We start from the raw sequence: 25159 nt of genomic DNA, 5'->3' as shown, positions 1-25159 counted from the left end.
GGGAGAAGACCCATGTCAGGTTTGACCATCAGAAACGTGATTAAGCGCTACGGCGATGTGCAGGTGATGCATGGCGTTGACCTTGACATTGGCGACGGCGAGTTCTGCGTTTTCGTAGGCCCGTCGGGCTGCGGCAAATCCACCTTGCTGCGGATGATCGCGGGGCTGGAGGAGATCACGGAAGGGTCGGTTTCCATTGGCGAACGGGACGTGACCCGCATGGACCCGTCCGAGCGCGGAGTAGCCATGGTGTTCCAGACCTACGCTTTGTACCCGCATATGACGGTGAAGGAGAATATGGGGTTCGGCCTGAAGATGAACGGGCATCCCAAGGCGGTGATCGAAGAGAAGGTGGCGGAGGCCACGCGCATTCTGAAGCTGGAAGAGTATCTGGCGCGCAAACCCGCCGCTTTGTCGGGCGGGCAGCGTCAGCGTGTGTCGATTGGGCGGGCCATTGTTCGTGGGCCTGAGGTGTTTCTGTTTGACGAGCCGCTGTCCAACCTGGATGCCGAGCTGCGTGTGGAGATGCGGGTAGAGATCGCGCGCCTGCACAAGGAAATCGGCGCGACGATGATTTACGTGACCCACGACCAGGTGGAGGCGATGACGCTCGCCGACAAGATCGTGGTGCTGCGGGCGGGCCGGATCGAGCAAGTCGGCGCACCGCTGGAGCTGTACCGCAACCCGGACAACAAGTTTGTGGCAGGCTTTATCGGGTCCCCTGCGATGAACTTCCTTGAGGGGACCGTGAAAGGCGGCAAGGTCAACGTGCCTGCGCTGCGTCAGGATTGCGCGGTGGACGTGTCCTTGCCTGCGGACGGGACGGCCGTGTCCATTGGCCTGCGGCCCGAGCATCTGGTGATTGATCCGGCGGGCGACACCCATTCCGTTGAGCTGACGGAGGCTTTGGGCGGCGTATCCTACGCCTACCTGATGAGCGACACGGGAGAGAAGATCATCGTGGAAGAGCGCGGGGACGATCGGTCTGAGGAAGGCACGCGTGTCGGGCTGACTTTGGACCTGCCACGGGCGATGGTGTTTGACGGGGCAAGCGAAGCGCGTATTCGTTAAGGCATGACCCGAGACGAGTTTAACGCGTTTTGCAAAGACATTGGCCCCACCTCCCATGTGGTGCAGTGGGGCAATGCGGATGTCTGGAAGATTGGCGGCAAGGTTTTCGCCATTGGCGGTTGGGCCGACGATCGCGACGCGTTCACCTTTAAGGTCTCAGACATGGCGTTCGAGATATTGCCTGAGATGCCCGGGTTGCGACCGGCGCCCTATCTGGCCTCGCGCGGGATGAAGTGGATACAGGATTATGCGGATCCTGGGTTGGGGGACGCAGAGCTGCGCAACCATTTGACCGCCTCCTATGATCTGGTCGCGGCGGGCCTGACCAAGAAGAAGCGGGCCGAATTGGGGATTTGATCCGTTGAATGGAGCGGCTTACGCCGCGCATGATGTTTTTGCGCTGTCGCGCAGACTTGGGGCGCTGCCCCAAACCCCTTTGGTGGGGCTCTGCCCCACACCCCGGAGTATTTTCAACCAAATGGAAACGAAAGAGCGGTGATGATGCCGCTTTCGTTTCTTTCGTTTATGTGGTTGACTGTAGAGGGGGGAGATATGCTCAGCCAGCGACAAAGAAAAATTCTGAATTTGATTGAGGCTCAATCGCGGGTGCGCGTTGAGGAATTGGCGGAGCAATTTGCGACCTCGCCCCAGACCATCCGCAAGGATCTTCAGGTTCTGGCGGAGCTGCATCACGTGGTGCGCTTTCATGGCGGCGCGACCGTGGTTGGCGGGGTGGAGTATACGGCGCCGGCGGAGCGGGCAGGCGACGCGATCTATGCCAAACAGTCCATCGGGGCGGCTGTTGCGGGCCGGATCCCGCAGACCTGCGCCGTGTTCTTGAATGCAGGAACCACAACAGCGCAAGTGGCGCGGATGCTGTCAGGGCACAGCCAGCTGCGCGTGGTGACGGACAACGTTGATCTGGCGGCTGAAATGCGTGTTTTTCCTGGGCTTGAGGTGATTGTGCCGGGCGGTGTTGTGCGCCGCGTGGATGGGGCAATTCTTGGAGCGGAAGCGGTGGATTACATCCGTCAGTTTCGAGTGGATTATGCGGTGATCGGAGCGGCGGCCCTGGCCGAAGATGGCACGTTGCTGGATTACGATCTGGCCGAGGTTCAGATTTGCCGCGCAATGATGGCCCATGCGCGCCATGTGATATTGGCGATTGATGCAGGCAAGTTCGGCAGGGCCGCCCCAGTGAAGCTGGGGCATCTGGCGGATGTGCATACTGTCGTCACTGATGGGGTGTTTGATCCTTGGGTGGGGCCGCTGTGCAAGAAGCATGAGGTTGAGCTGGTTCTCTCGGATCGATGAAATTGTGTCTTGACTCAGAGTTTCGATTTAACACTAATCGAAAGTAACGCGCGTTCAGTAGCGCGCGTTTGGGAGGATCATGGCACCGATACTTGGAGCAGCTCGATTGCTGGCGCTTATCAACAGCGCGTTGCTTGCGGTTGGCAGGCAGGTTTCCGTTGTGTTGATCGGGCTGATGGTCTTTGCGATCCTGCTGCAGGTGTTTTTCCGCTATGTTTTGAACAACGCATTGCCGTGGCCGGATGAGGCCGCGCGCTTCATGATGTTGTGGATGACCGGCTTGGTTGCGCCGACCGCGTACCGGCGCGGCGGATTTGTGGCGATTGACATGCTGGTGCTGATGTTGCCGCGCGTCGTGGCGTCGTTGCTGAACATGTTCCTGCTGATCATCGCCCTGCTGGTGCTGGTGACGGCCGTGAAAATCGGCTGGGGCGAGGTGACGGGCTTTGGCGGCAGGTTCAAAACGGCGGCGCTTTGGCTGCCAACGAATGTCTCCTTCACGGAATGGTTCCGGGTGCCACGGTCGTGGATGATGGCCTCCTTGCTGGTTGGGGTCACGTTGATGACCTCCGTGACGGTCGAGATGATCCTGCGCCAAATCGCGATCATGATGGGCCGGGAGCACGATCTGCCCATCATCCCCGAAGCCGCCACGTTGGGAGCTGACTGATGCTTGTCTGGTTCCTGCCCCTGTTCTTGTTGTTCCTGTGCATCGGCCTGCCGGTGTTCTTTGGCCTTGTTGCGGCGCCCGGGCTTTTGCTGTGGGCGAACGGGCAGGAAAAGGACATCACGCTGCTTTACCGCAACGTCTATAACGGGATGGACTCGTTTCCATTGATGGCGATCCCGTTCTTCATGCTGGCGGGCGAGATGATGAACCGGGGCGGCATCACGATGCGGCTGGTTGAGTTTTCGCAGGCCTGCGTGGGGCATTTGAAGGGCGGTTTGGCGCAAGTGAACATTCTGTCGTCCATGCTGTTTGCCGGGCTTTCGGGGTCTGCCGTGGCGGACACTTCCGCGCTGGGGTCGATGCTGATCCCGGCGATGGAGAAAGAAGGCTACACGCGGCGGTTTGCGGCGGCGATCACCGCGGCGTCTTCCGTGATTGGTCCGATTATCCCGCCATCCGGCATCATGATTATCTACGCCTATGTGATGGGCGAAAGCGTGGCCGCGCTGTTTTTGGCGGGCATCGTGCCGGGGGTTTTGGTGGGCGCAGGGTTGATGGCGATGACGTCCTACATGGCCAATTCCGCCGACTTCCCCAAATCGCGGGAGCGGGCGACGTGGTCTGAAAAAGGTCAGGCCTCGATCAAGGCCTTTTTCCCGCTGCTGACGCCGGTGATCATTTTGGGCGGCATTTTGGGGGGTGTGTTCACGCCCACCGAGGCCGCAGCCGTGGCGGTGTTCTACGCGTTCATCATTTCAATCTTCGTGCTGAAGGAGATGTCGCTGAAGGACCTGCCGGATGTGCTGATCAAGGCGGCGCTGACCTCGTCGGTGGTATTGCTGCTGGTGGGCGCGGCCATGGCGTTCAAGACGGTTGTGTCGCTGAGCCACGCGCCGGAGACGCTGGCCGCTTACATCCTGTCGCTGTCATCCAACCCGCTGATCCTGCTGTTTCTGATCAACCTGCTGCTGTTCATCGTCGGCATGTTCCTGGACGCGGGCCCGGCGATCATCATTCTGGGGCCAATCCTGGCACCGATCTTCACCTCGCTGGGCGTGGACCCGGTGCATTTCGCCATAATCATGAGCGTCAACCTGACCGTGGGGCTGGCGACGCCGCCGATGGGGCTGGTGCTGTTTGTGGCTTCATCGGTCAGCGGCGAACGGGTTGAGGCGATTGCCAAAGCGATTTTGCCTTTCCTCGCCGTCGAAATTGCGGTGATATTCTTGATAACCTACGTGCCTGCGATCTCGCTATTCGTGCCGGGGCTGTTCGGCTTTCTGTAAATAACCAAAAAGATCCAATGGGAGGATTATGATGAAACTTGGAAACACATTGAAGGCGTTGGGCCTTGCGGCCTTGATGGCCGGCACCAGCGTTGCGGCCTGGGCGGACGGTCATGCGATGACCATCCGCGCGACCGCGAACTCGAACGAGAATGACGAGGATTATGACGGCCTGGTCGTGTTCAAGAACTACGTGGAGGCGGCATCCAACGGTGCGATCACGGTTGAGCTGTTCATCGGCACGCAGCTGTGCGGCAACGGCGCAGAGTGCCTGCAGGGCGTGGGCGACGGCACGATCGACGTCTATGTGTCCACCTCGGGCGGGGTGTCGGGGATCTTCCCGTTCATCCAGGTTCTGGACCTGCCTTACCTGATGGCAGATGACCGGATTGCGGAGGCCGCCTTGGCCAACGGGTCGGGCTTCACCACCACCATGCAGGACATGGTCAAGGAAGCGTCCGGCGACAGCATCCGCCTGATGACCATCGGCAACACGGGCGGCTGGCGCAACTTTGCCAACACCAAGCGCCGCGTGGCGGAGCCGGGTGACATGGACGGGCTGAAGATCCGGACTGTTGTGGCTGACCTGCCGCAAGAGCTGGTGAAAGCGCTTGGCGCGTCGCCCACCCCGATCCCATGGCCTGAGCTGTTCACCTCGTTCCAGACGGGCGTTGTGGAAGGATCAAAGAACGGCATCACGGACATCATGAACATGAAGTTCCCTGATGCGGGCCTGAAATACGTGACCTTGGATGGCCACGCATACATGGGCGCGCTGTGGTTCATGAACAACGAAAAGTTCCAGTCGATGGATGACGGGCTGAAGCGCGTTGTTGTGGACGGGTTCTACCAGCTGCAGCAGGCCACGTTTGCCTCGCCGAAGCGCAAGTCGATCCAGGCCTACGAGGATTTCGTCGCGGCTGGCGGCGACCTTTATGTGCCAACACCGGAGCAGAAAGCGGCCTTCAAAGACGCGGCGGCCCCGGTCTATGACTGGTTCAAATCCAATGTTGACGGTGGCGGCGCGGCGTTTGACGCGCTGACGGCGGCTGTGGCCGAGGCGGAAGCAGCGGTGAATGCCGCGCGTGACGCTGATCTGAAGTAAGACCTCGGCGTAGCGGCTTTCGGGCCGCTGCGCCTTTTCGGGCGCCAAAGTCTCGAGGAGACTTTGGGTTCATTTTCTCGATGAGAAAATGGCGGCGGCGCTCAACGGAACGGATACATCCAAACTTTGTAATCGGCGATCAGCTCATGCGCATGATCAATCTGCTCTTGGGTCATCTTCTTGACCACCTCCTCCTGGGAGATAGCCGCGTCGGGGTCACCGCCGATGGCGCTAAGCGCGTACCACATGTAGGCGCGGACAAGGTCCGGGGCGGGCATGCCGATGCCTTCCTCGTAGTACCATCCAATGCCGGATTGCGCGCCGGGATGACCCTTCATCGAGCTGCGCAAATACCATTCAAACGCCCGAACCGGGTCCTTTTCGACGCCAAGGCCAAGCGCGTACATGACGCCGATCAGCTCCTCCGCGTCGGCGTTGCCGGACCGGGCCGCAGGCCAAAGGGCCTCCCGCGCCTCTTCGAATTTGTTGGCCTCCATAAGGTCGCGGGCTTTTTCGATATCGGCGGCAGCCGGAAGGGTCATCAGGGCGAGGATGGCAAGAAAGCGCATGTCGGTCTCCGTTTGTTGGGGGCAGTTTGGCTGGGCTTGGCGGGGCCTGCAATGTCTGATGCGCCCGCGGGGATGTTTGACCCGATTGACGAGGACCTGGCCGCGATAGGTCAGCTGCTGTTTTACGATCCAATCCTGTCTGGGAACCGCAACATTTCCTGCGGGACGTGCCATAACCACGATACGTTTTCCGCCGATGGTGTGAGCCTCGGAATTGGCGAGGGCGGCGTTGGAGTGGGGCCGAAACGCGTGGCCCAAGACGGGCCGAACCAGATCAAGAAGCGCATCCCACGCAATGCGCAGGCCCTGTTTAACGTGGGCGCGCTGGAGGTCTTCTTCCACGACGGGCGGCTGGGCGCGTCACCGGATTACGGCAATGGCGTGAATTCCCCGGCTGAGGAGTTCTTGCCCGACGGGCTTGAAACATTGCTCGCGACGCAGGCGCTGTTCCCGATGACTTCGCAGTTCGAAATGGCGGGCAACCCCAAGGAAAATGAGGTGGCCGGGGCCATTCATGACCGCATTGATATGGCCTGGCCTATCTTGGCCAAGCGCGTGCGCATCATCGATGAATACCGCGAGATGTTTGCGGAGGTGGGCGTGGAGGAGATCTCCATCGCGGACATAGGCAACGCGCTGGGTGCGTTTATGGACGCGGAGTGGCGGTCCTTTGATAGCGCCTATGACGTTGGATCCATGGATGCCGCGCAGATGCGGGGGCATGACTTGTTTTTTGGCGACGCGGGCTGCGCGGATTGCCATAGCGGGCCGCTCTTTACCGATCAGGACTTCCATGCCATCGGGCTGCCACCCTTTGGTCCGGGCCGCACCCGCCGGTTTGACCCGATGCCGCGCGATGTGGGGCGGATGGCGGAAAGCGACGCGTTGGAGGACGCTTACCGCTTCCGCACGCCGTCATTGCGCAACGTCGCGGTGACGGGGCCGTATGGCCATAATGGCGCTTATGCGACGTTGGAGGGGATCATCCGGCACCATCTGGACCCTTTGACCGGGCTGGATGAATGGAGGCCGGAGATGGCGCAGCTGCCGTCAGTGCCCTGGCTGCAGCAGGCCGACTTCATTATTCACGAAGACAGCCGGGAGATGGCGCGGGTCAGAGCGTCGCTTGATTTGGAGCCGCAACATTTGAGTGACGATGAGATCATGGATCTTGTGGCCTTCATGGGTGCGCTGACCGGCAAGAAATCCATTTACGGGCGTTTGGGCAAACCCAAAAGCGTCCCCAGCGGGTTGAGGGTGGATTGATGGCGCGCGTCATGGTTGCGGGCTCCGCCGCGTTGGATTTTGTCTACCAGGTCGATGTTTTGCCCCAGCGGGCCGAAAAATACGCGGCGAGGGCTGTGGATATAGTTGGGGGCGGATGTGCGGCAAACGCCGCAGTGGGCATCGCCCGACTGGGCGGAAAGTCCCAATTATTAGCAAGATTCGGCAAAGATGAAGTATCTGAGATCGTTCTTGGGGATATTTTGTCAGAAAATGTAGACACATCCGCCTGTGTCATCACCAACGGCGCGCGGTCGGCCATGTCGTCCGTCTATGTTGACGAGGCCGGCGAACGGCAAATCATGGCCTTTCGTGGCGCCGGGTTGGCGCAGGACCCCGAGTTGTCCGAGCTGAGCGCCGACGCCGTTCTGGCAGACACCCGTTGGCCAGAAGCCACGCGTCAGGTGATCGAGTTGGGCCGCGCGCTGGGGATACCGGCAGTGTTGGACGGGGAGGCCCCGGTGCCGGTGGAACTGGCGGCAGCGGCCAGCCATGTGGTGTTTTCCGAACAGGGCTTGATGGATTTTACCGGTATGGACGACGTGCACGCCGCCTACGCCGCGCTGGACCTGCCGGGCTGGTGCGCGGTGACCCTGGGCGCGGATGGCGTGTTGCACCCGGGCGGGGTGATGCCGGGTTTCAAGGTGGATGTGAAAGACACGCTCGGCGCGGGCGACATCTGGCACGGGGCGTTTGCCCTGCGGCTGGGCGAGGGCGCGGGCGAGATGGATGCGATGCGGTTTGCCCATGCGGCGGCCGCTTTGAAATGCACGGGCTTTGGGGGGCGCAAAGCCGCGCCCTCCCGGGCCGAGGTGGAACAGTTTCTGAAAGAGAGAGCATGAGATGCAGCTGACAGCAGGCAAACTATGGGGCATGCGGCGCATGGCCGACGCGAACGGGGTGTTCAAGATGACGGCGGTCGATCAGCGCCCGCCGATCAAAGGCCCGATTGCCGCGCATTACGGTGCTGCGGACGCGCCTTACGACGACGTGGCGCGGTTCAAGGCGATGCTGGTGGAGACGCTGCAAGGCGGATCAAGCGCCATGCTGCTGGACCCGCATTACGCCATCCCGGTGGGGCTGAAGCACCTGTCACCCACCAAAGGGCTGATCGTGACGCTGGAGGACTCGCTGTTTGAAGAAACCGGCATGGGGCGGCGGTCCTCTATGATCGACGACTGGGACGTGGGCAAGATCAAGCGCATGGGCGGCGACGCGGTGAAGGTGCTGGCGTGGTACCGGCCTGACGCGTCCGACGCCGTGAACCAGCACCAGAAGGACTGGACCAAGCGGATTGGGGAGGCCTGCGCCAAATACGACATCCCGTTCCTGTTTGAACTGCTGGTGCATCCGATTGACAGCGATAGCGAACAGACCAGCGAATATGTGGAGATGAACACCAAGCGGGCGGATGATGTTTTGCGCTCCGTCGAGGAATTTGCGCATGCCGACTACGGCGTGGACGTGTTCAAGCTGGAAAGCCCGGTGCCTGCCAAGGATGTGGCGGCCACCGAAGGCGTTCAGGCGCTGTTTGACGAGATGGGGCGTATCGCGGCGCGGCCTTGGGTGATGTTGTCGGCAGGAGCAGGCAAGCCTGAGTTCAAGCAGATTTTGGAGCACGCCTTTGCCGCCGGAGCCTCGGGCTTCCTGGCAGGGCGCGCGATTTGGCTGGACGCGTTTCAGGCGTTCCCCGATTGGGACGCGGTGCGCGCAGGCCTGGAAGGCGAAAGCGCGGCCTATATGGCGGAGATTTCGGCTTTGGCGGATGCGAAGGCTGTGGCGTGGGATCAGCACGTGTGTTGGGGCGCAGGTGGTGCGCAATTTGCGCCTGCGGACGCGTCGTTTAGGCATGGGTATGAGGGCCTCTGATGAAGATCGGGATATTGCCGCTGGGGCGGCCCACATTCGACGTACCCTATGCGGAAGAGAAACTGGCTGGGATGCTGGCGGATATTGATGTGCTTGCTTCGGAACAGGGCCACGAGGTCATCGGGCCGCGCGCTCTGCTGATGGAGGGGTCGCCGGAGGCATTATCGAGTGTTGCGTCGGCTGATCTGGTGTTGGTGTTGCAGGTGACATTTACCGACGCGGCGTTCGTGGTGGAGGCGTCAAAGCTGGGTGTGCCGCTGGCGATTTGGGCGGTGCCGGAGCCTCGGTTGGGCGGGCGACTGCGTTTGAACGCGTTTTGCGGGTTGAACCTTGCGGGCCACGCCTTGGGGCGCAACGGGGTTGGGTTTGGCTGGCTATACGCCGATCCGGGTGAGGCGGATTTGGCGGGGTTGTTGGCTGGCGACTATGCGGTGTCTCGGATTGACGGGGCGGCAGCTGGTGTTGCGGCATCTGATATGCCGGTGCCGGATTTGAAGATCGCGCGCATTGGGGCGCATCCCGTGGGATTTGACACCTGTGCCTACGACAAGGCGGAGCTGAAGGTGCTGACGGGGGCCACGGTCGATGAATTGGCGCTGGAGGACATGTTCGACGCGGCACGCGGCCTCGACGATGCTGCGGTTGCGCCTTACCGCGCGAAAGTGGCGGATGTGCCGAACCTGAAGGAGATGGATGCGGGAGAGCTGGACCGCTCCCTAAAGCTGGCAGGCGCGTTGGAAATGCTGCGCAGCGAAAACGGTTATGACGCCTTCGCAATCCGCTGCTGGCCGGAGACGTTTACCGAATATGGCGGGGCCGTCTGCGGGCCGGTGTCCATGATGGGCGAAGCGCGGGTGCCGTGCGCGTGCGAGGCCGATGTCTACGGTGCGGTGACGCAGGCGATCTTGCAAAAAGTGGCGGATAGCCCTGTTTTCTTGGCCGATCTCGTAGATATGGACGTAAACGACAACACCGGCGTGGTTTGGCATTGCGGGCAGGCGCCGCTGTCCATGACGGATGATGAACCGATGGCTACGGTGCATACCAACCGCAAACAGGCTTTGCTTTACGAGTTCACTTTGAAGCCGGGACGGGTGACGTTTTTCCGCCTGTCGCAGGCCTATGGTGAGCCGAAAGTGATCATAGCGGGCGGAGAAATGCTGCGCAGCGAAATGGCGTTCACGGGAACCTCCGGTGTGGTGAGATTTGACCATGCTGCGCAGAAAACACTGCGCGACGTAATGGATTGCGGGTTGGAGCATCACATGGCGATTGCCTATGGCGACCACCGCAACGCGTTGCGCGGGATCGCGGCCGGAATGGGACTGAATGTCGTGGAGTTGGGCGCGTGATTAGATACGGGATCATCGGCTCTGGCATGATGGGCCAAGAGCATATCCGCAACATCGCGCTGCTTGAAGGTGCGAAAGTATCGGCCATTGCAGAGCCAAACGACGAAATGCGGGCGCAGTCCATGCAAAGCTCTGGCGGGGCCGGATATGCCACGATGGAGGAGATGCTGGCGGCGGATGCCTGCGACGTTGTGCTGATTGCCGCGCCAAATGATACGCATGCGGGGATCATGCAGAAGCTGCTGGCGACCGATAAGCCCATTCTGGTCGAAAAGCCGTTGGCGACGACAAGCGCGGATTGCCGGGACCTGCTGAACATGTCCAAGGGGCGATTGGCCCCGGTCTGGGTGGCGATGGAATACCGCTACATGCCGCCGTTGCAACGGCTGATGCAGGCAGTTGATCAGGGTGCCGTGGGCACCCCACGCATGATGTCGATCCGGGAACACCGGTTTCCGTTTCTGCCCAAGGTGGACGATTGGAACCGGTTCAACGCACGCACCGGCGGCACTCTGACAGAGAAATGCTGCCATTTCTGGGACCTTATGCGGTTGATTTTGAAGTCTGACCCAGTGCGTGTCTATGCCTCGGGCGGGGTCGATGTGAACCACAGGGACGAGCGCTACATGGGCAAGATGCCCGACATTATCGACAACGCTTATGTTGTGGTGGATTTTGAGAATGGCGCGCGGGGCATGCTGGATTTGTGCATGTTTGCGGAAGGCTCGTTCTGGCAGGAAAGCGTCGCGGTCACTGGAGAAAAGGCGCGGGTGGAGGCGTTTGTGCCGGGACCTGCGCGGTTCTCCCCCGACGGCAAAGAGCGGGAGGCGGAGTTTGTGATGTCATTGCGGGCCTTGAAAGAAGAGGTGCGGGAGGTCGTGCATGTGCCGGAGCATATTTTGGCGGCGGGGGACCATCATGGGTCCACGTTCTTCCAGCATGAGAAGTTTCTCAACCTCGTTCGGACAGGTAAAGGTGAACCGGAGGTGTCCTTGATGGATGGCTACTGGTCCGTGTTGGTCGGTGAAGCGGCGGAGGAATCCGCGCGCTCGGGACAGGCGATTGATTTGCGAGGGAAAGGCCCATGAGTTTTGGCGTAATGCCGGACGGCGACGCAGTTGAGCGCCACACCATCGAAGGCGGCGGGCTTACGGCGCATGTCTTGTCATATGGCGCTGTCCTGCAAGACCTGCGGCTAGACGGCCATGACGCGCCGCTGGTGTTGGGGTTCGAAGAGTTTGCGCCCTATTTGACGGATTCCCCCTATTTCGGAGCCATTGCCGGGCGTTGTGCCAACCGCATTGGGGAGGGGCAGTTTTTCATTGATGGGAGGGCCTTTCAGGTCGACCGCAACTTTCAGGAGCGACACCATCTGCATGGTGGAGCCAAGGGGGTTGGCAAACGCAACTGGTCTGTTGAAACCGTCGAAGCCGACAGGATCACCCTGAGCATCGCATTGGCCGATGGCGAGATGGGCTACCCCGGCAACATGGTGGCGCGCTGCACCTATGCTTGCCTGCCCGGGGGCGTTTTTGACGTGCAGATTACGGCGGAAACGGATGCGCCGACATTGTGCAACTTTGCCCATCACAGCTATTGGAACCTTGATGGCGGCGCGACCACCGATGACCACCTGATGCAGGTGGATGCGGAGCATATGACCGTAGTTAATGACGGCTTTATCCCGACCGGTGAAAGCCGCCGCGTCGACGGCACGCGATACGATTTCCGACTGATGCGGCCGATCAAGGATGAGGTTTTCATCGACCACAACCTGTGCCTTTCGAACGGACGTGTCGATTTGCGGAAAATTGGGACTCTTGTTTCCCAAAAATCGGGTGTTTCGATGCAAATCCGCTCGACCGAGACGGGGCTGCAGGTTTATGACGGGTTCAAGTTAGATGTCGGGCCTGCGGGTCTTGGTGGGCGGCGCTACGGCAAGAACGCAGGGGTTGCGTTGGAGCCTCAGGTCTGGCCGGACGCGGTCAACCACCCGGCCTTCCCCAATGCGGTGCTGCGCCCCGGCGAAGTGTATGAACAACACACGCAATTTGCGTTTTCCAAAGGATGACTGAGCGATGAGCTACACCAAATACATGAAAGAGGCGAACCTCATTGGCGGCGCATGGGTCGCGGCTGACAGCGGCGAGACCATCGACGTGACGAACCCGGCGACGGGTGAGGTTATCGGCACAGTTCCGAATTCTGGCGATGCGGAAACACTGCGCGCGGTTGACGCGGCGGACGCGGCCTTTGACGGGCTGGCCGGCATGGGGTTGATGGAACGCGTCGGGCTTTTGATGAAGGTCCATGATGCGTTGATGGACAACCAGAAGACGCTGGCCGAGCTGTTGACCGTGGAAATGGGCAAGCCGCTGGCGGAATCCATGGGTGAGATTGGCATTGGTGCCGCCTATGTGCGCTGGTTTGCTGAAGAGGTGCGCCGCGCCAAGGGTGAGATTATCCCTGCGCCAACCAATGGCCGCCGGTTCCTCGTGTCCAAGCACCCGATTGGTGTGGTGGGCATGATCACACCCTGGAACTTCCCGTCCTCGATGCTGGCCCGCAAAGTGGCGCCCGCGCTAGCGATTGGCTGCACCGTGGTGGCCAAGCCCGCGACCGCGACGCCGTATTCCGGATTGGCATGGGGCGCGCTTGCGGAAGAGGCCGGTTTCCCGGCGGGCTCGGTCAATGTGGTGACGGGCTCGGCTCGCAAAATTGGCGGGGCGATTATGGATGACCCGCGGGTGCGCAAGGTGACATTCACCGGCTCCACCGAAGTCGGCAAAGAGCTGATCCGGCAATCGGCGGGTACCGTGAAGAAAGTGTCGATGGAGCTGGGCGGCAACGCGCCGTTCATGGTGTTTGATGACGCTGATATCGACAAGGCCGTCGCTGGCGCGATGGTGTCGAAATTCCGCAACTCCGGCCAAACCTGCGTATGCGCCAACCGCATCTACGTGCAGGCGGGCGTTTATGACGAGTTTGTCGAGAAGCTGACCAAGGCCACGGCGGCCATGAAAGTGGGCAACGGGCTGGAAGACGGCGTGGAGCAAGGCCCGATGATCGACATGGACGCGGTTGAGAAGGTGGAAGAGTTCATCGCCGACGCGACAGCCAAAGGCGGCAAGGTCGTGCATGGCGGCAACCGCCATGACAAGGGGCAAAGCTTCTTTGAACCGACCATTATTTCGGAGGCCACCCAGTCCATGATGTTCGCCAAGGAAGAGATCTTTGGCCCCATCGCGCCGGTCTTCAAGTTTGAGGACGAAGATGAAGCGATTGGTTGGGCCAATGACACTGAATTCGGGCTGGCGTCTTACGCCTACACCCGTGACGTTGGCCGTATCTTCAAGCTGACCGAAAAGCTGCAATACGGGATGATCGGGATCAACTCTGGCCTGATCACCACCGTAGAGGCGCCGTTTGGCGGGGTGAAGGAAAGCGGGCTGGGCAAAGAGGGCGGCAGCCAAGGCCTGGAGGACTACATGGAAACCAAATACACCGCGATCGACTTTTAGGCGGGCAAAACTCTTGCAAAGAGTTTTGATCAGAGTTTCGGTGAAACTCTGGCCTCCGGCGGGGATATTTTGGAACATGGGAAGGGGCGCGGCAGTGCCCCTTTTTCTTGCCTTTGCCATTTTTTGTGACAGGGTGCGGGCATGAGCGCGCCTGTCATTGATAACCTGCAATATGTGAATTGGTCGGAGAAAGCCTTCAGGCAACTCCGCGAGGGTGGTGTCGACGCAATCCATGTGACCATTGCCTATCATGAAAGTTTTCGCGAGGCGGTGTTGAACGTCTCTCAGTGGAACCGGTGGTTTGAACAATACCCTGAATTGATCATGCGCGGCACGTCTGGAGATGACGTGCGGAAGGCTGTTGAGACCGGGCGGACGGCGGTGTTTTTCGGCTTTCAAAACCCTTCGCCGATTGAAGACGACATCGGGTTGATTGAGGTGTGGCACCAGCTTGGCATCCGCTTCATGCAGCTGACCTATAACAACCAGTCATTGCTGGCGACGGGCTGCTATGAACCCGATGACACCGGGCTAACGCGGTTTGGCAAACAAGCCGTTGCGGAGATGAACCGCGTGGGGCTGGTTGTGGACATGAGCCATTCGGCGGACCGCTCGACACTTGAGGCGATTGAGCACTCGACCCGACCTATCGCGATCACGCATGCCAACCCTGATTGGTGGCATCCCGCGTTGCGCAACAAATCGGACGACGTGATCCGCGCTTTGACGGAAGCGGGGGGCATGTTGGGCTTTTCGATGTACCCACATCACCTGAAGGACGGCACTGCCTGCACCCTGAAAAGCTTTTGCGAGATGATTGCGGAGGCGGCGTCGCGGTATGGCGCGCAGCATTTGGGCATTGGGTCCGATCTGTGTCAGGACCAACCCGACAGCGTGGTGACTTGGATGCGCAACGGACGATGGTCGAAGGAAATGGATTACGGCGAAGGGTCTGCGGCGCAGGCCGGGTTCCCGGAGCAGCCAGATTGGTTTGTGGACAACCGCGACATGCCTAACTTGACCAAGGGGCTCTTGGATGCAGGATTTGACCAAGCGGAGGTCGACGGCATCATGGGCGGCAATTGGCTGCGGTTTTATGATAGCTCTTTTGGTGCCGCATGAATGCCGCGCTTCCCCCACAGGAGCCGCTGCGACCGGCCTCTGACGTGATGCGGCTGGACCGGATGGGGTCGATGTTTCCAACCCGGCTGAGCTTTCTGCGCAGCCTGATGCGGCGTTTATCGGCGGAGCAGGTGGACGTGACCCGCCCGGTTTGGGAGATGGATGCCGAGGGCTATGGCCACGCGGTGTATTCATTGGAGCTTGGCGGGTTCACTTACTCGCTGGTGGCGTTTTCAAACCGGTTGGACGCGGATCAACGAACCGACCGCGTGATTGCAGAGGCTTGGGACAGCGCATTCGTTTTGTATGACGGCGTGCCGGACGGGGATGAGATTGCCCGGCTGCACGCCAATGCGCCGTTGCAGGAGGCGGGCCGGTTCTGCGAGCGCGACCTCGTGCTGAGCCGCGCCAACAAATCTGTGCGCCTGTTTGCCCATGTCGCCGATGGCCTGCGCTCAGGCACCCTGATAGACGCGAGCATGGTCGCTCGCATTGGCTATTTGATGCGCACGACCGCCGTCTATGGGAACGGGAAATTTGGCATCGCTGACCGCCGCGTCATTGCCGACAGGCCCGGGCTGGAAGGCCCGTTCATGGCGGAGATGCTGACGGTCTGGCTGATCCGTGGCTTCACCCATGATCTGGTGGAACATGTCGGCGGGGCGGAGCTTGACCGAAATTTGAAGCGTCATATTGGGGTGGGCAACTCCACCGGGCTGGGGATGGCCCCGTTTCTGGTCAGCCACCCTGAGCTGTTGAATAACTGGATGATGGCGCGCGAAACGGCATTGGCCCGCGTGCGCGCGGTGCGGGCTTTGGATGGTGCTCAGGTGGCCCGGATAACCGAACTGGCCGCCCGCGCGACGCAGCATTTGGCACAATGGCAGGTCCCAGACCCCGCGCATCAGGCCCGGATCGAACACTTGCGCAGGGATTGGGCTGACCTGTGCGCGGAGCTGCCGGACTTGCTGGATCAACACAAGCCGTTGGATCAGCTGGTGCGGATCAGCGAGGCCTTTGGCCTTGATTGTCAGGAGCTGGTCGTCAGCCTTGTCATCGAACCGTTTGGCGACATGGTGGATGGGCTGGCTGAGTGTATGGGGATGGCGGCCGCTACGCCGCTGGACCCCCGCATGGGGGTCGCGCAACTGAAGCAACTGATCGACCAGCATTTTGGCTGGGCGCTGCCGGTGGACTTTGCCAGCAAAGAAGAAACGGCGCAGTTTTGGTATGTCTCGGAAGAGAAGCTGGAACCACGTCTTGGCCGCCGCTACGACGAGCCCGGTAGCGAACTGGAAAGCCCGTTGGATATTGCCCGGCAGGTGCAGGCAATGTCGTTTGATCTCAACGACTACCCCGGCCTGCTCGTCGATTTTTTGCGGGACCATCCCGGACACCGCAACGCCGTCAGGCGTGTGCAACGGCTGGAGCTGTTCCCTTATGCGGAAATACGCGACAACCTGATTTGCGAAAGCTGCAGACCCATCGACATGCTGCGCTGCAAACTGTCCTTCTTCGGGGCGTCGAAATTCGACCCGAAATCTGACCGCTGGACCCGTATCACACTGGCACAGGGCGCTCCGCTGTCTGACGAGCTGGCAGATGCCGATGATTGGTGGCTGCCGGTGTTTGCGGCGTGACCCAGTCTGACTGGTTCGCGCGGTTCAAGGCGCAGGGGCCGGGCTATGCCGGGCGCCGCATGTCCGTTGCCGAGGTGCAGGCGCTATTGCTGAAGGCCGGGATCGGCAGCGGCCTGCCGCTGGGGCATGCGCAGGACCTCTCGGCGCTTTCCCATCTTTTGATGAGCGACCCGCATCTATTGGGGATGGCAGCTGCCGCATTGGATGGGCCGCAACACATCCCGGTCATAGAGGGGACCGACGCCCATGTCGTGATTGAGCAGGCAAAGGTCTTGATGGCCGGCCCAATGATCATAGACCGGCTGATCGCCGGGGCGCAGCGCGTTGTGGTTCAAAATTTGGACTGGCCGCTGCTGCTATGGCCCTATTTGGTGAATGCCGAGGCGGTTTATGGCGTCAAGTTTGCATTGAACAAAGGGGATCGCGGGGTCGTCATGATCAGCTTGTCCGACCGCACGGAACTGGATCCGATTGGCGAGCCCCAACCCGTTCCTGATTTGGTGCATGACAGGCTTCAGCAGTTCGCCGCCAAAACCTATGTTCCGGCAAGCGAAGCGTCCCGCAATGCCGGTGCCGGCGCCGGATTGAGCGACAATGACTAGCGAAGGACAGTTTCGGGATTCTTGATTGTCGTGGCTTCCTGCCCGAAACTGATTGCCTCGTGCGACGTCGGCGCGGCATCTGAACCAGAGTTTGGTTTTAAAGGTGCCCTATGAAACACATCAAATCTCCCGTCGTTGACAAAGTGGCTGAAGACACCAAAACGCGCGGCTTGGTTGCCGAAATGCTGGCTACGATCCGGGAAGGTCGCGAAGATGCCGTGCGGGACTATGCCAAGAAACTTGATGGTTGGAGGGGTGACTTCGTGTTGTCACCACAGAAGCGGGATGCCTTGGTGGCCCAGGTTCCCGAGCAGGCCAAACGCGATATCGAATTTGCGCATCGCCAGATCACCCGATTTGCAGCCGCGCAGCGCGCCAGCTTGAGCGACTTTTCCATTGAGACCGAGCCGGGTGTTATGCTGGGCCAAAAATGCGTGCCAGTCGATTGCGCCGGTTGTTACGTGCCGGGGGGGCGCTATGCGCATGTCGCCTCGGCCTTGATGAGCGTGGCAACGGCGAAAGCGGCGGGTGTGCCGTTCGTGATCGCGGCCTCACCACCGCGCGGAGACGCGATTGACCCCGCAGTTTGCTATGCGATGACCTTGGCGGGCGCGGACGTCATTTTGGAGATGGGCGGCGTTCAGGCCGTGGCCTCGATGGCGTTTGGGCTATTTGGCACGCAGCCCGCTGACATTCTGGTCGGACCCGGCAATGCGTTCGTGGCTGAGGCGAAAATCCAGTTGTTCGGCGGCGTTGGGATCGACCTGTTTGCCGGGCCGACCGAAAGTGCCGTGATTGCGGATGAAACCGCCGACCCGATGACCGTTGCAATTGACTTGTTGTCGCAGGCCGAACATGGGGTGAATTCGCCGGTGTGGCTGTTTACAACCTCGTCTGACCTGGCTGAAACCGTGAACCGGATTCTGCCGCAAGTCGCGGCAGATTGGCCTACGGGCGACGTGGCAATGGTGTCCTGGCGTGACTACGGCGAAATCATTGTGTGCGAAGACAACGAACAGATGGCAGAGGTTTCTGACAAATACGCGTGCGAGCATTTGCAGGTCCAAACCAAAGATCTGGAATGGTGGCGCGACCGGTTGCGCAATTACGGGTCTTTGTTCCTTGGCGAAGGCTCGACAGTGTCACATGGCGACAAATGCTCCGGGACCAACCACATCCTGCCGACGCGGCAGGCCGCGCGATATACTGGCGGGTTGAACGTGATGAAATTTCTCAAGATCCTGACCTGGCAGGAGATTGCGACCGATGCTGACCCGGAAATGTCGGAAGTGGGGTCGCGGCTGTCTCGGTTGGAGGGCATGGACGGTCATGCGCGGGCCTGCGACTGGCGTTTGCAGAAATTCAGCGGGAAGACCGCGTTTGACTTCGAGGTGTCGCAACAGGAACGCTACGACTGACCCGGCGACGCCCCCCCCGCGCACAAATCCGCAGCGCGCCGTGGCCTGAATGAGCCTGCGGCGCGTTTTCTTTTGCGTTCTTGGGGAGGTTCCCTCCCCGCCACGCAGGCATCCCCTAGAGCATATTTCCGGCAGAAAGAAGCTTTAGCGTTGCCCGTAATAGAGGCCGACCGTGTGTTCTGCCTCCGCGAAGAACAACCAGCGCGTAGTTAGAGCGCCTGCGACATGGGCCAATAGGGCGATGACCGCCAGGACATGGCTGAACGGGAAGAACATCAAGATCGTCCATGGCAGCAGCGACAGCAGAACGACGCCGATGATGCGCAATGTGCGGGCGTGTTTGCGGCCGATGACGTGGACCATTTCCTTCATCAGGTAGTTTTTCGAGGAATGCGGGGCCTCGAACATACGGACCTTGCCGATGGCGCCGAGGCCTGTTGCGGTCTCGATGCTTGAGCCTTCCTCCGCGAAACGTTTGTCGCCAATGATCCATGCGATCACCTGCAACGCGCCAATGGTGACGAGGCCTGCGGCGGCAACGCGAACCTGACTGGTTAGAAACGCGCCACCTGTGAGGGCATAGCCTAGGAAAACCAATGGCGTGGTCCAGTGATGCCAGCGGGGAACCGTTTTGATCTGCGTGTAGATCATGGATGTGCCGAGCACCGTACAAACGCAAAGTGCCGCGCCCAACAGGCCAAGAATGCCGATGCGCGTATGAAAGAAGATGATCCCTATGGCGTAGAGGCCCATGACAATAAGGGTGGCCACGGCAAGGCAGCCTTCGCGCGACAGCCAGCTCGTTTTCCATTGTGTGAAGGCCTTTAGCGCGCGTTGCGGGTTGCCCAAGTGGAAGGTGGAGGAGATCAGGCCGCCCACGGCAAGCGCATAGGCTATGGCAAAGAAGATGAAAGCGGTGAAGCCGGAAACGTCGGGTTTGCCGAGACCGAGGAAGGCCAGCATGCCAAAGCCGAGGCCGGAGAAGACGGTGAAGAAGATAATGGAGGGTGCGGGGTGCATCAGAGTTTCTCCAACGTTTTGTCGAGCCAGCCAAGGAAGCCTTTTGGCTCAGCGGCCACGGGTTCCAACAGGGGGGCGAGGATGTCGATTTGCTCGTCCTTTGGACGAGGCGGCAGGTATTTGTTGACGGGTTTGGTGCCTTGCTCGGGCATCAGGTCGAACCCGCCGCGTTCTTTTACCAGCACGGAGACGTCAGAGGTTTCATCGCCCAGATCGCCGAAATGGCGTGCGCCCGCGGGGCAGGTGCGGACGCAGGCCGGTTGGCGGTCTTCCTCGGGCAGGTTTTCATTGTAGATGCGGTCGACGCAGAGGGTACATTTCTTCATAACACCTTCGGCTTGGTCGAGTTCCCGTGCGCCATAGGGGCAGGCCCATGCGCAGAGGCCGCACCCGATGCAGTCGCTTTCATTGACCAGCACGATGCCATCTTCGACACGTTTGTAGCTGGCGCCTGTTGGGCAGACGGTGACGCAGGGCGCGTCCTCGCAATGCAGGCAGCTCTTGGGGAAGTGGATGGTCTGTGCCGCGCCTTGTTCCGGTTGCACTTCGTAGCTGTGCACGCGGTTCAGGAAGGTGCCGGAAGGGTCCTTGCCATAGGCGTTTTGATCGCTGAGCGCCGCGCCATAGTTTTCCGTGTTCCAGCCTTTGCAGGACACCACGCAGGCATGGCAGCCGACGCAGGTGTCGAGGTCGATGACAAGGCCGAGCTTCTTCTCGGTATGGGTTGGGAGTTGGGTCATTTGCCGAGCTTCCATGTCAGGTTTTTAGGGCCTTTGCCGACGGGTGATTTCTGTGCCGGTACGTTGGGTTTGGTTTGCGGCTGTTCCGGCGTGGGGGCCTTTTCGACGCGGACCTTGAGGTCGAACCATGCGGCCTGGCCGGTGATCGGATCGGAGTTGGACCAGCGCAGGCCGTCGCCTTTCGGGGGGAGCAGCTCGTGGATCAGGTGGTTCAGCAGGAAGCCTTTGGTGGTCTCAGGCGCGTCTTCTTCCAGTGCCCATGCGCCTTTGCGTTTGCCGATCGCGTTCCATGTCCAGATGGTGTTTTCGTTCAGCGCGGCCTGATGCGCGACGGGGACGGTGATTTCCCCATGCGGGCTGGCGACCTTGGCCCAATCGCCTTCCTGGAAGTTGTTTTCTTCCCAGATTTTTGTCGGTACATAGAGCGGGTTGTGGCCGTGGATTTGTCTGAGCCATGCGTTTTGGCTGCCCCATGAATGGTACATCGCCATCGGGCGTTGGGTGAGGGCGGTGACGGGGTATTCGTCAGCCTTGTTCTCGTCTTCGTTGGAGTACCAGATTGGCAGCGGGTCCATTGTCGCTTTGATCCGCTCTCGCAAATGATCAGGCGGTTGACGCGTGCCATGGCCCTCGGCTGCGAGTTGGAAGCGGCGCATGGGTTCGACGTAGAGGTTGAACAGGTAGGGCATAGGCTTGTCGAAGAAGGATTTTTTGACGGCCCAATCCTGATAGTTCATGTTCCATGGCTTGAAGAAGGCGGCGTCCTCGGGGACGTGCTCCATCCAGAAGCCGCCATTGTCGATATATGCATCGAGTTGGCCGGGGTTGGAGTCTCCGCGCCCGTGCTCGTCGCCATTGCCTCGGAAGCCCGCCAAGGGCCCGACGCCGGGGCGGCGGATGTGGTTGGTGATGTAGTCGGCGTAGTCTTTGTATTTCTGGGAGCCGTCCTCGTTGACGAAGCCCGGCAGGCCGAGGCGCGCGCCGAGGTCGCAGAGCGCGGATTGGAAGCCTTTGACGTCGCGGTCGGGCTCGACCACGGGCCAGCGGATTGCGTCGGCGACGGCGTCGGCCTCGCAGATCGGGCGGTCCAGCAGGCTGATGCAGTCGTGGCGTTCCAGATAGGTTGTGTCGGGCAGGATCAGGTCGGCGTAGCTGACCATTTCGGAGCTGTAGGCGTCCGAATAGATGATGTTGGGGATGACGTAATTCCCGTCTTCATCCTTGTCGGTCAGCATGTCGATTACGCCGCGCGTGTTCATCGAGGAGTTCCACGACATGTTCGCCATATACATGAAGAGCGTGTCGATCTTGTAAGGAACCCCGGCATGGGCATTGGAGATGACCATGTGCATCATGCCGTGCGACGACATCGGGTTTTCCCATGTGAAGGCCTTGTCGATGCGGGCGGGGGAGCCGTCTTCCTTCAGCGCCAGATCGTCGGGGCCATGGGTGAAGCCCAGATGCGGGCCGTCAAGCGCCTCGCCCGGTGTCACCTTGCAATGCGGCTTTGGATGCGCCTCGGGCGGCTTGGGATAGGGCGGTTTGAAGCGCATGCCGCCGGGGGTCTCAACGGTGCCGAGGATGATCTGAAGCATGTGCAGGGCGCGGCAGGTCTGGAAGCCGTTGGCATGGGCGGAGATACCGCGCATGGAATGGAAGGAAACGGGGCGGCCGACAAATTTGTCATGTGTTTCGCCGCGGAAATCGGTCCAGGTTTGCTTGACCTCGATCGCTTGGTTGAAGGCCACGTCGGCAAGTTCAGCCGCGATGCGTTTGATGCGTTCGGCTGTGATGCCGGTTTTAGCAGCGACGGCCTCGGGGGCGTATTGCGGGTCGAGGTATTTCTCCGCCATGTGCTGGAAGACAGAGCGGTGGGTGACGCCTTTGACGCGTTGGGAACCTGCGAGGTCCGGCTTGACGCCTTTCTTGTCGAAAGCGGCAGGCTTGCCGGTTGCGCGGTCGATGACCATCAGCTTGTTGTTTTTGTCGCGCATAAGAAGGCCGAAGTCTTCGGACTTTTCGTCGCCGTTGACCAGCACAGGCGCGTTGGTCCATTGCGCGAGGTAGTGCAGGTCGATCTTGCCGGCTTTGAACAGCTCATGAACCAGCGACAGGATGAACAGACCGTCGGTGCCGGGGGTGATGCCAACCCATTCGTCGGCGACCGCGTTATAGCCGGACCGGATCGGGTTGACGCCGTAGACCTTCGCGCCGCGCGCTTTGACTTTACCGAGGCCCATTTTGATCGGGTTGCTATCGTGGTCTTCCGCGACGCCGAAGATCATCACCATCTTGGTGCGGTCCCAGTCGGGCTGGCCGAATTCCCAGAACGCGCCGCCCATCGTGTAGATGCCAGCGGCGGCCATGTTGACGGAACAGAAGCCGCCATGGGCAGCGTAGTTCGGGGTGCCGAAACCTTGTGCCCAGAGGGAGGTGAAGCTTTGCGATTGGTCGCGGCCTGTGAAGAAAGCCAGCTTTTCGGGGTTGTCGCGGCGCACAGGTTCCAGGATGCCGACGGCGATGTCGTAGGCCTCTTCCCACGTGATTTCTTCGAACTCGCCTGACCCGCGAGGACCGACGCGCTTCATCGGCGCTTTCAGACGGGACGGGGCGTTGTGCTGCATGATGCCCGCTGAGCCTTTGGCGCAGAGCACACCTTGGTTGACCGGGTGATCCTTGTTGCCCTCGATATAGGCGACCTTGCCCTCCTTCATGTGGACGTTGATCCCGCAGCGGCAGGCGCACATGTAGCAGGTGGTCTTGCGGACCTCGTCAGAGACCTTGGGCGACAGATTGATCACGGGTTGGTTCATGGCGAAGGCTCCTAGTTGGATACGGTGCGGATGAGGCCGAGCGAGGCGAGGCCAAGCAGCAGCGTCAGGCAGAAGGGTTTGTAGTAAGGCTCCAGGCGCGGAATGAAGAGCGCGCGGCCTGCGTAGAGGCCAAGGAGCGTTGGAATGATGAAGAACAGGCCGCGGGCAATCGCGGTTTGGTCCATAGTGCCGATGATCAGGTGCGTAGCGAGGCCAAGCACGCCCGCGCCGAGCAGATAGATTGAAAGCGTACCGCGCATGGTTCGTGCAGGCAGGTTGCGGGCGAGCATGTATAGCGCGATGAGCATACCGCCCGCACCGGCAAACCCGGTGACAATACCCGCGCCGAGGCCAGAGCCATATGTGCCTGCTGTCGTTGCAAGGAACGGCATTCTAATCTTTGCCAGCTGGCCAAAGGCCAAGACGATTAGGACTGACAGGGCGACCGCTTTGGACGTCTCTGTCGCCAATTGCATGTTGATCAATAGACCCACTGGCAAGCCGCAGGCGGAGCCGATGATTAGTCCCTTGGCAGTGGGCCGGTCCGCGTCCTTCATGCCGCCTTTGAACATGGCCAGGCTACCAGCCATCTCGAGGAACCAAAGCATCGGAATTAGCGCCAAAGGCGGCAAGATGAAGATGGCCGAGGCCATCACCACGGCAGACAGCCCAAAACCTGAAAAGCCGCGCACCATGGAGGCGACGAAGATAATGGCGCTGAGCAGCAGAACCTCTGTCGTGGTCAGATTTGTGAGATCGGCAAGCAGGTTCATTTGGATGCGTTCGCAATCGCGGCGAGGCAGATGGACGCCATACGGGCCGCGGGCGGATCGGCGCGAGACGTCAGCAAAACCGGTACCTTTGCCCCCATGACGATGCCAGCGGCACAACCGCCTGTCAGATAGACGAAGGATTTGAACAGCGAGTTGCCCGACACAATGTCTGGCACGATGATCGCATCAGCTTTGCCTGCAACGGGGTCAGCGGCTAGCTTCTTTGTGGCAACCGCAGCAGGGCTGAGGATCAGGTCCAACGCTAAGGGGCCTGAGAAGTCCGCGCCTTCAATTTCCGATTTGGCCCATGTGGCCAGCTCATCCGCTTCGACGGAGGATGGCACGGCAGGTAGCACGCTTTCGGTGGCTGACAGGAACGCCACTTTCGGGCGATCATTGCCGATCATGTGCAGCAGCTTGACCACTTCGCGGGTCGCGTCTTTGCGGGTCTCGATATTGGGGTCCACGTTAACGGCGGCGTCCGAGATGGTGATGGATGGCCCGCCATCGGGATGGCTGATGTGGAAGATATGGACGAGGCGGTTACCTGTGCGAAGCCCCGCGTCGCGGGCCAAAGCGGCGCGCATGAACGTGTCGGAGTGCAGCTGACCCTTCATCATCACGTCAGCGCGGCCGTCACCGCAGGCCATGGCAGCGGCCATGCCGCTATCAGCTTCGCCCTCTGCCTCGATCAGTTGGAATTGTGAAATGTCCCAATTTAGTTTCTCGGCCTCTGCCTCGATCATGTGACGTTCGCCAGTGAAGACCGGCTCCATGATGTTGGCCTCGGTGGCGTCGCGAGCGGCTTCCATGGGAAGCGGTGCTCCTGCGCGGGCAATGGCCACGCGGGGGGAGGTGGCGTTTTGGGCCATCTCCAGCAAATTGGGGGGGCATACGGCTTCGCGGGTGGACAGGAACGGATTTTCAGAACTCACGGTGGTCTCTCCCAATACCAAGCCTTTTCACCACGAAACCCGCCCCAATGTCTTG

General features: G+C 60.5%; 23 protein-coding genes. 17 read left to right on the top strand and 6 right to left on the bottom strand.

Annotated features, from left to right (window positions below; genetic code table 11):
• Positions 1–12: 12 nt before the first annotated feature.
• The 6 genes from ugpC (at position 13) to dctP (ending at position 5446) form a co-directional block, all read left to right on the top strand.
• Positions 13–1071, top strand: a complete 1059-nt coding sequence (gene ugpC / locus Q0899_RS10360; RefSeq protein ID WP_298293478.1) for a sn-glycerol-3-phosphate ABC transporter ATP-binding protein UgpC — start codon at positions 13–15, stop codon at positions 1069–1071.
• A 3-nt stretch (positions 1072–1074) separates the two neighbouring features.
• Positions 1075–1428, top strand: a complete 354-nt coding sequence (locus Q0899_RS10355) for an MmcQ/YjbR family DNA-binding protein (protein ID WP_298293476.1) — start codon at positions 1075–1077, stop codon at positions 1426–1428.
• 195 nt (positions 1429–1623) lie between these two features.
• Positions 1624–2385 (top strand): DeoR/GlpR family DNA-binding transcription regulator, encoded by a 762-nt coding sequence (locus tag Q0899_RS10350; protein WP_298293474.1) that lies wholly within the window; start codon positions 1624–1626, stop codon positions 2383–2385.
• Between the two features lie 79 nt (positions 2386–2464).
• The gene (locus tag Q0899_RS10345) at positions 2465–3055 is read left to right on the top strand and encodes a TRAP transporter small permease subunit (protein WP_299192661.1); all 591 of its coding nucleotides are present in this window, start codon (positions 2465–2467) and stop codon (positions 3053–3055) included.
• A complete protein-coding gene (locus tag Q0899_RS10340; RefSeq protein ID WP_298293470.1) occupies positions 3055–4341 on the top strand; it encodes a TRAP transporter large permease in 1287 nt (428 codons plus the stop codon). Before Q0899_RS10345 ends, Q0899_RS10340 begins: the two co-directional genes overlap by 1 nt.
• 28 nt (positions 4342–4369) lie before the next feature.
• The gene (gene dctP, locus Q0899_RS10335) at positions 4370–5446 is read left to right on the top strand and encodes a TRAP transporter substrate-binding protein DctP (RefSeq protein ID WP_298293468.1); all 1077 of its coding nucleotides are present in this window, start codon (positions 4370–4372) and stop codon (positions 5444–5446) included.
• A gap of 101 nt (positions 5447–5547) precedes the next feature.
• Here dctP and Q0899_RS10330 read toward each other — a convergent pair whose 3' ends face one another.
• Complete coding sequence (locus tag Q0899_RS10330; RefSeq protein WP_298293465.1) at positions 5548–6015, bottom strand: tetratricopeptide repeat protein; 468 nt, start codon at positions 6013–6015, stop codon at positions 5548–5550.
• A 51-nt stretch (positions 6016–6066) separates the two neighbouring features.
• On the opposite strand from Q0899_RS10330, the gene Q0899_RS10325 reads away from it, so the two are divergent.
• The 11 genes from Q0899_RS10325 to hisD all read left to right on the top strand — a co-directional run bounded on the left by Q0899_RS10325 (position 6067) and on the right by hisD (position 18823).
• A complete protein-coding gene (locus Q0899_RS10325) occupies positions 6067–7281 on the top strand; it encodes a cytochrome c peroxidase (RefSeq protein WP_299192657.1) in 1215 nt (404 codons plus the stop codon).
• Positions 7281–8141 (top strand): PfkB family carbohydrate kinase, encoded by an 861-nt coding sequence (locus Q0899_RS10320; protein ID WP_299192655.1) that lies wholly within the window; start codon positions 7281–7283, stop codon positions 8139–8141. Before Q0899_RS10325 ends, Q0899_RS10320 begins: the two co-directional genes overlap by 1 nt.
• A 1-nt stretch (position 8142) precedes the next feature.
• The gene (locus tag Q0899_RS10315) at positions 8143–9168 is read left to right on the top strand and encodes a tagatose 1,6-diphosphate aldolase (RefSeq protein ID WP_298293459.1); all 1026 of its coding nucleotides are present in this window, start codon (positions 8143–8145) and stop codon (positions 9166–9168) included.
• Complete coding sequence (locus Q0899_RS10310) at positions 9168–10520, top strand: hypothetical protein (RefSeq protein WP_299192653.1); 1353 nt, start codon at positions 9168–9170, stop codon at positions 10518–10520. The genes Q0899_RS10315 and Q0899_RS10310 overlap by 1 nt, the downstream gene beginning before the upstream one ends.
• Positions 10517–11608 carry a Gfo/Idh/MocA family oxidoreductase gene (locus Q0899_RS10305; RefSeq protein ID WP_298361698.1) on the top strand — a complete coding sequence of 364 codons (1092 nt, stop codon included), beginning with the start codon at positions 10517–10519 and terminating at the stop codon, positions 11606–11608. The genes Q0899_RS10310 and Q0899_RS10305 overlap by 4 nt, the downstream gene beginning before the upstream one ends.
• Positions 11605–12591, top strand: a complete 987-nt coding sequence (locus tag Q0899_RS10300; RefSeq protein WP_298293453.1) for an aldose epimerase family protein — start codon at positions 11605–11607, stop codon at positions 12589–12591. Before Q0899_RS10305 ends, Q0899_RS10300 begins: the two co-directional genes overlap by 4 nt.
• 7 nt (positions 12592–12598) lie before the next feature.
• Entirely contained in the window at positions 12599–14041 is a 1443-nt protein-coding gene (locus Q0899_RS10295) for an NAD-dependent succinate-semialdehyde dehydrogenase (RefSeq protein ID WP_299192650.1), read from the top strand.
• Between the two features lie 141 nt (positions 14042–14182).
• Positions 14183–15163 carry a membrane dipeptidase gene (locus tag Q0899_RS10290; protein ID WP_299192648.1) on the top strand — a complete coding sequence of 327 codons (981 nt, stop codon included), beginning with the start codon at positions 14183–14185 and terminating at the stop codon, positions 15161–15163.
• Positions 15160–16803, top strand: coding sequence for a hypothetical protein (locus Q0899_RS10285; RefSeq protein ID WP_299192646.1), 1644 nt, complete (start codon positions 15160–15162; stop codon positions 16801–16803). The genes Q0899_RS10290 and Q0899_RS10285 overlap by 4 nt, the downstream gene beginning before the upstream one ends.
• Positions 16800–17405 carry a hypothetical protein gene (locus Q0899_RS10280; protein ID WP_299192644.1) on the top strand — a complete coding sequence of 202 codons (606 nt, stop codon included), beginning with the start codon at positions 16800–16802 and terminating at the stop codon, positions 17403–17405. The genes Q0899_RS10285 and Q0899_RS10280 overlap by 4 nt, the downstream gene beginning before the upstream one ends.
• A gap of 110 nt (positions 17406–17515) precedes the next feature.
• Positions 17516–18823: a histidinol dehydrogenase gene (gene hisD, locus Q0899_RS10275; protein ID WP_299192642.1), complete on the top strand. Its 1308-nt coding sequence runs from the start codon at positions 17516–17518 to the stop codon at positions 18821–18823.
• A gap of 144 nt (positions 18824–18967) precedes the next feature.
• Here the strand turns inward: hisD and Q0899_RS10270 are convergent, their stop codons facing one another.
• Genes Q0899_RS10270 through Q0899_RS10250 form a run of 5 tightly spaced genes read right to left on the bottom strand, consistent with a single transcriptional unit; the run spans position 18968 to position 25104 of the window.
• Complete coding sequence (locus tag Q0899_RS10270; protein ID WP_299192640.1) at positions 18968–19843, bottom strand: DmsC/YnfH family molybdoenzyme membrane anchor subunit; 876 nt, start codon at positions 19841–19843, stop codon at positions 18968–18970.
• Positions 19843–20583: a 4Fe-4S dicluster domain-containing protein gene (locus Q0899_RS10265; protein WP_299192638.1), complete on the bottom strand. Its 741-nt coding sequence runs from the start codon at positions 20581–20583 to the stop codon at positions 19843–19845. Before Q0899_RS10265 ends, Q0899_RS10270 begins: the two co-directional genes overlap by 1 nt.
• Positions 20580–23396 carry a molybdopterin oxidoreductase family protein gene (locus tag Q0899_RS10260; RefSeq protein WP_299192636.1) on the bottom strand — a complete coding sequence of 939 codons (2817 nt, stop codon included), beginning with the start codon at positions 23394–23396 and terminating at the stop codon, positions 20580–20582. The genes Q0899_RS10265 and Q0899_RS10260 overlap by 4 nt, the downstream gene beginning before the upstream one ends.
• A gap of 11 nt (positions 23397–23407) precedes the next feature.
• Positions 23408–24169: a sulfite exporter TauE/SafE family protein gene (locus tag Q0899_RS10255; protein ID WP_298361674.1), complete on the bottom strand. Its 762-nt coding sequence runs from the start codon at positions 24167–24169 to the stop codon at positions 23408–23410.
• On the bottom strand, positions 24166–25104 hold the full coding sequence (locus tag Q0899_RS10250; RefSeq protein WP_299192633.1) for a phosphate acyltransferase: 939 nt from the start codon (positions 25102–25104) through the stop codon (positions 24166–24168). Before Q0899_RS10250 ends, Q0899_RS10255 begins: the two co-directional genes overlap by 4 nt.
• Between the last annotated feature and the right edge of the window lie 55 nt (positions 25105–25159).

This window comes from uncultured Litoreibacter sp. (genome assembly GCF_947501785.1).
GTDB lineage: Bacteria > Pseudomonadota > Alphaproteobacteria > Rhodobacterales > Rhodobacteraceae > Litoreibacter.
The sequence above is the reverse complement of the archived record's forward strand: the minus strand, read 5'-3'. Positions and strand labels throughout refer to the sequence as shown.

Bases quoted from the DNA above. Each gene is read 5' to 3' on its own strand.
- ugpC (WP_298293478.1), top strand. From the start codon at position 13: ATGTCAGGTTTGACCATCAGAAACGTGATTAAGCGCTACGGCGATGTG.
- Q0899_RS10355 (WP_298293476.1), top strand. From the start codon at position 1,075: ATGACCCGAGACGAGTTTAACGCGTTTTGCAAAGACATTGGCCCCACC.
- Q0899_RS10350 (WP_298293474.1), top strand. From the start codon at position 1,624: ATGCTCAGCCAGCGACAAAGAAAAATTCTGAATTTGATTGAGGCTCAA.
- Q0899_RS10345 (WP_299192661.1), top strand. From the start codon at position 2,465: ATGGCACCGATACTTGGAGCAGCTCGATTGCTGGCGCTTATCAACAGC.
- Q0899_RS10340 (WP_298293470.1), top strand. From the start codon at position 3,055: ATGCTTGTCTGGTTCCTGCCCCTGTTCTTGTTGTTCCTGTGCATCGGC.
- dctP (WP_298293468.1), top strand. From the start codon at position 4,370: ATGATGAAACTTGGAAACACATTGAAGGCGTTGGGCCTTGCGGCCTTG.
- Q0899_RS10330 (WP_298293465.1), bottom strand. From the start codon at position 6,015: ATGCGCTTTCTTGCCATCCTCGCCCTGATGACCCTTCCGGCTGCCGCC.
- Q0899_RS10325 (WP_299192657.1), top strand. From the start codon at position 6,067: ATGTCTGATGCGCCCGCGGGGATGTTTGACCCGATTGACGAGGACCTG.
- Q0899_RS10320 (WP_299192655.1), top strand. From the start codon at position 7,281: ATGGCGCGCGTCATGGTTGCGGGCTCCGCCGCGTTGGATTTTGTCTAC.
- Q0899_RS10315 (WP_298293459.1), top strand. From the start codon at position 8,143: ATGCAGCTGACAGCAGGCAAACTATGGGGCATGCGGCGCATGGCCGAC.
- Q0899_RS10310 (WP_299192653.1), top strand. From the start codon at position 9,168: ATGAAGATCGGGATATTGCCGCTGGGGCGGCCCACATTCGACGTACCC.
- Q0899_RS10300 (WP_298293453.1), top strand. From the start codon at position 11,605: ATGAGTTTTGGCGTAATGCCGGACGGCGACGCAGTTGAGCGCCACACC.
- Q0899_RS10295 (WP_299192650.1), top strand. From the start codon at position 12,599: ATGAGCTACACCAAATACATGAAAGAGGCGAACCTCATTGGCGGCGCA.
- Q0899_RS10290 (WP_299192648.1), top strand. From the start codon at position 14,183: ATGAGCGCGCCTGTCATTGATAACCTGCAATATGTGAATTGGTCGGAG.
- Q0899_RS10285 (WP_299192646.1), top strand. From the start codon at position 15,160: ATGAATGCCGCGCTTCCCCCACAGGAGCCGCTGCGACCGGCCTCTGAC.
- hisD (WP_299192642.1), top strand. From the start codon at position 17,516: ATGAAACACATCAAATCTCCCGTCGTTGACAAAGTGGCTGAAGACACC.
- Q0899_RS10270 (WP_299192640.1), bottom strand. From the start codon at position 19,843: ATGCACCCCGCACCCTCCATTATCTTCTTCACCGTCTTCTCCGGCCTC.
- Q0899_RS10265 (WP_299192638.1), bottom strand. From the start codon at position 20,583: ATGACCCAACTCCCAACCCATACCGAGAAGAAGCTCGGCCTTGTCATC.
- Q0899_RS10260 (WP_299192636.1), bottom strand. From the start codon at position 23,396: ATGAACCAACCCGTGATCAATCTGTCGCCCAAGGTCTCTGACGAGGTC.
- Q0899_RS10255 (WP_298361674.1), bottom strand. From the start codon at position 24,169: ATGAACCTGCTTGCCGATCTCACAAATCTGACCACGACAGAGGTTCTG.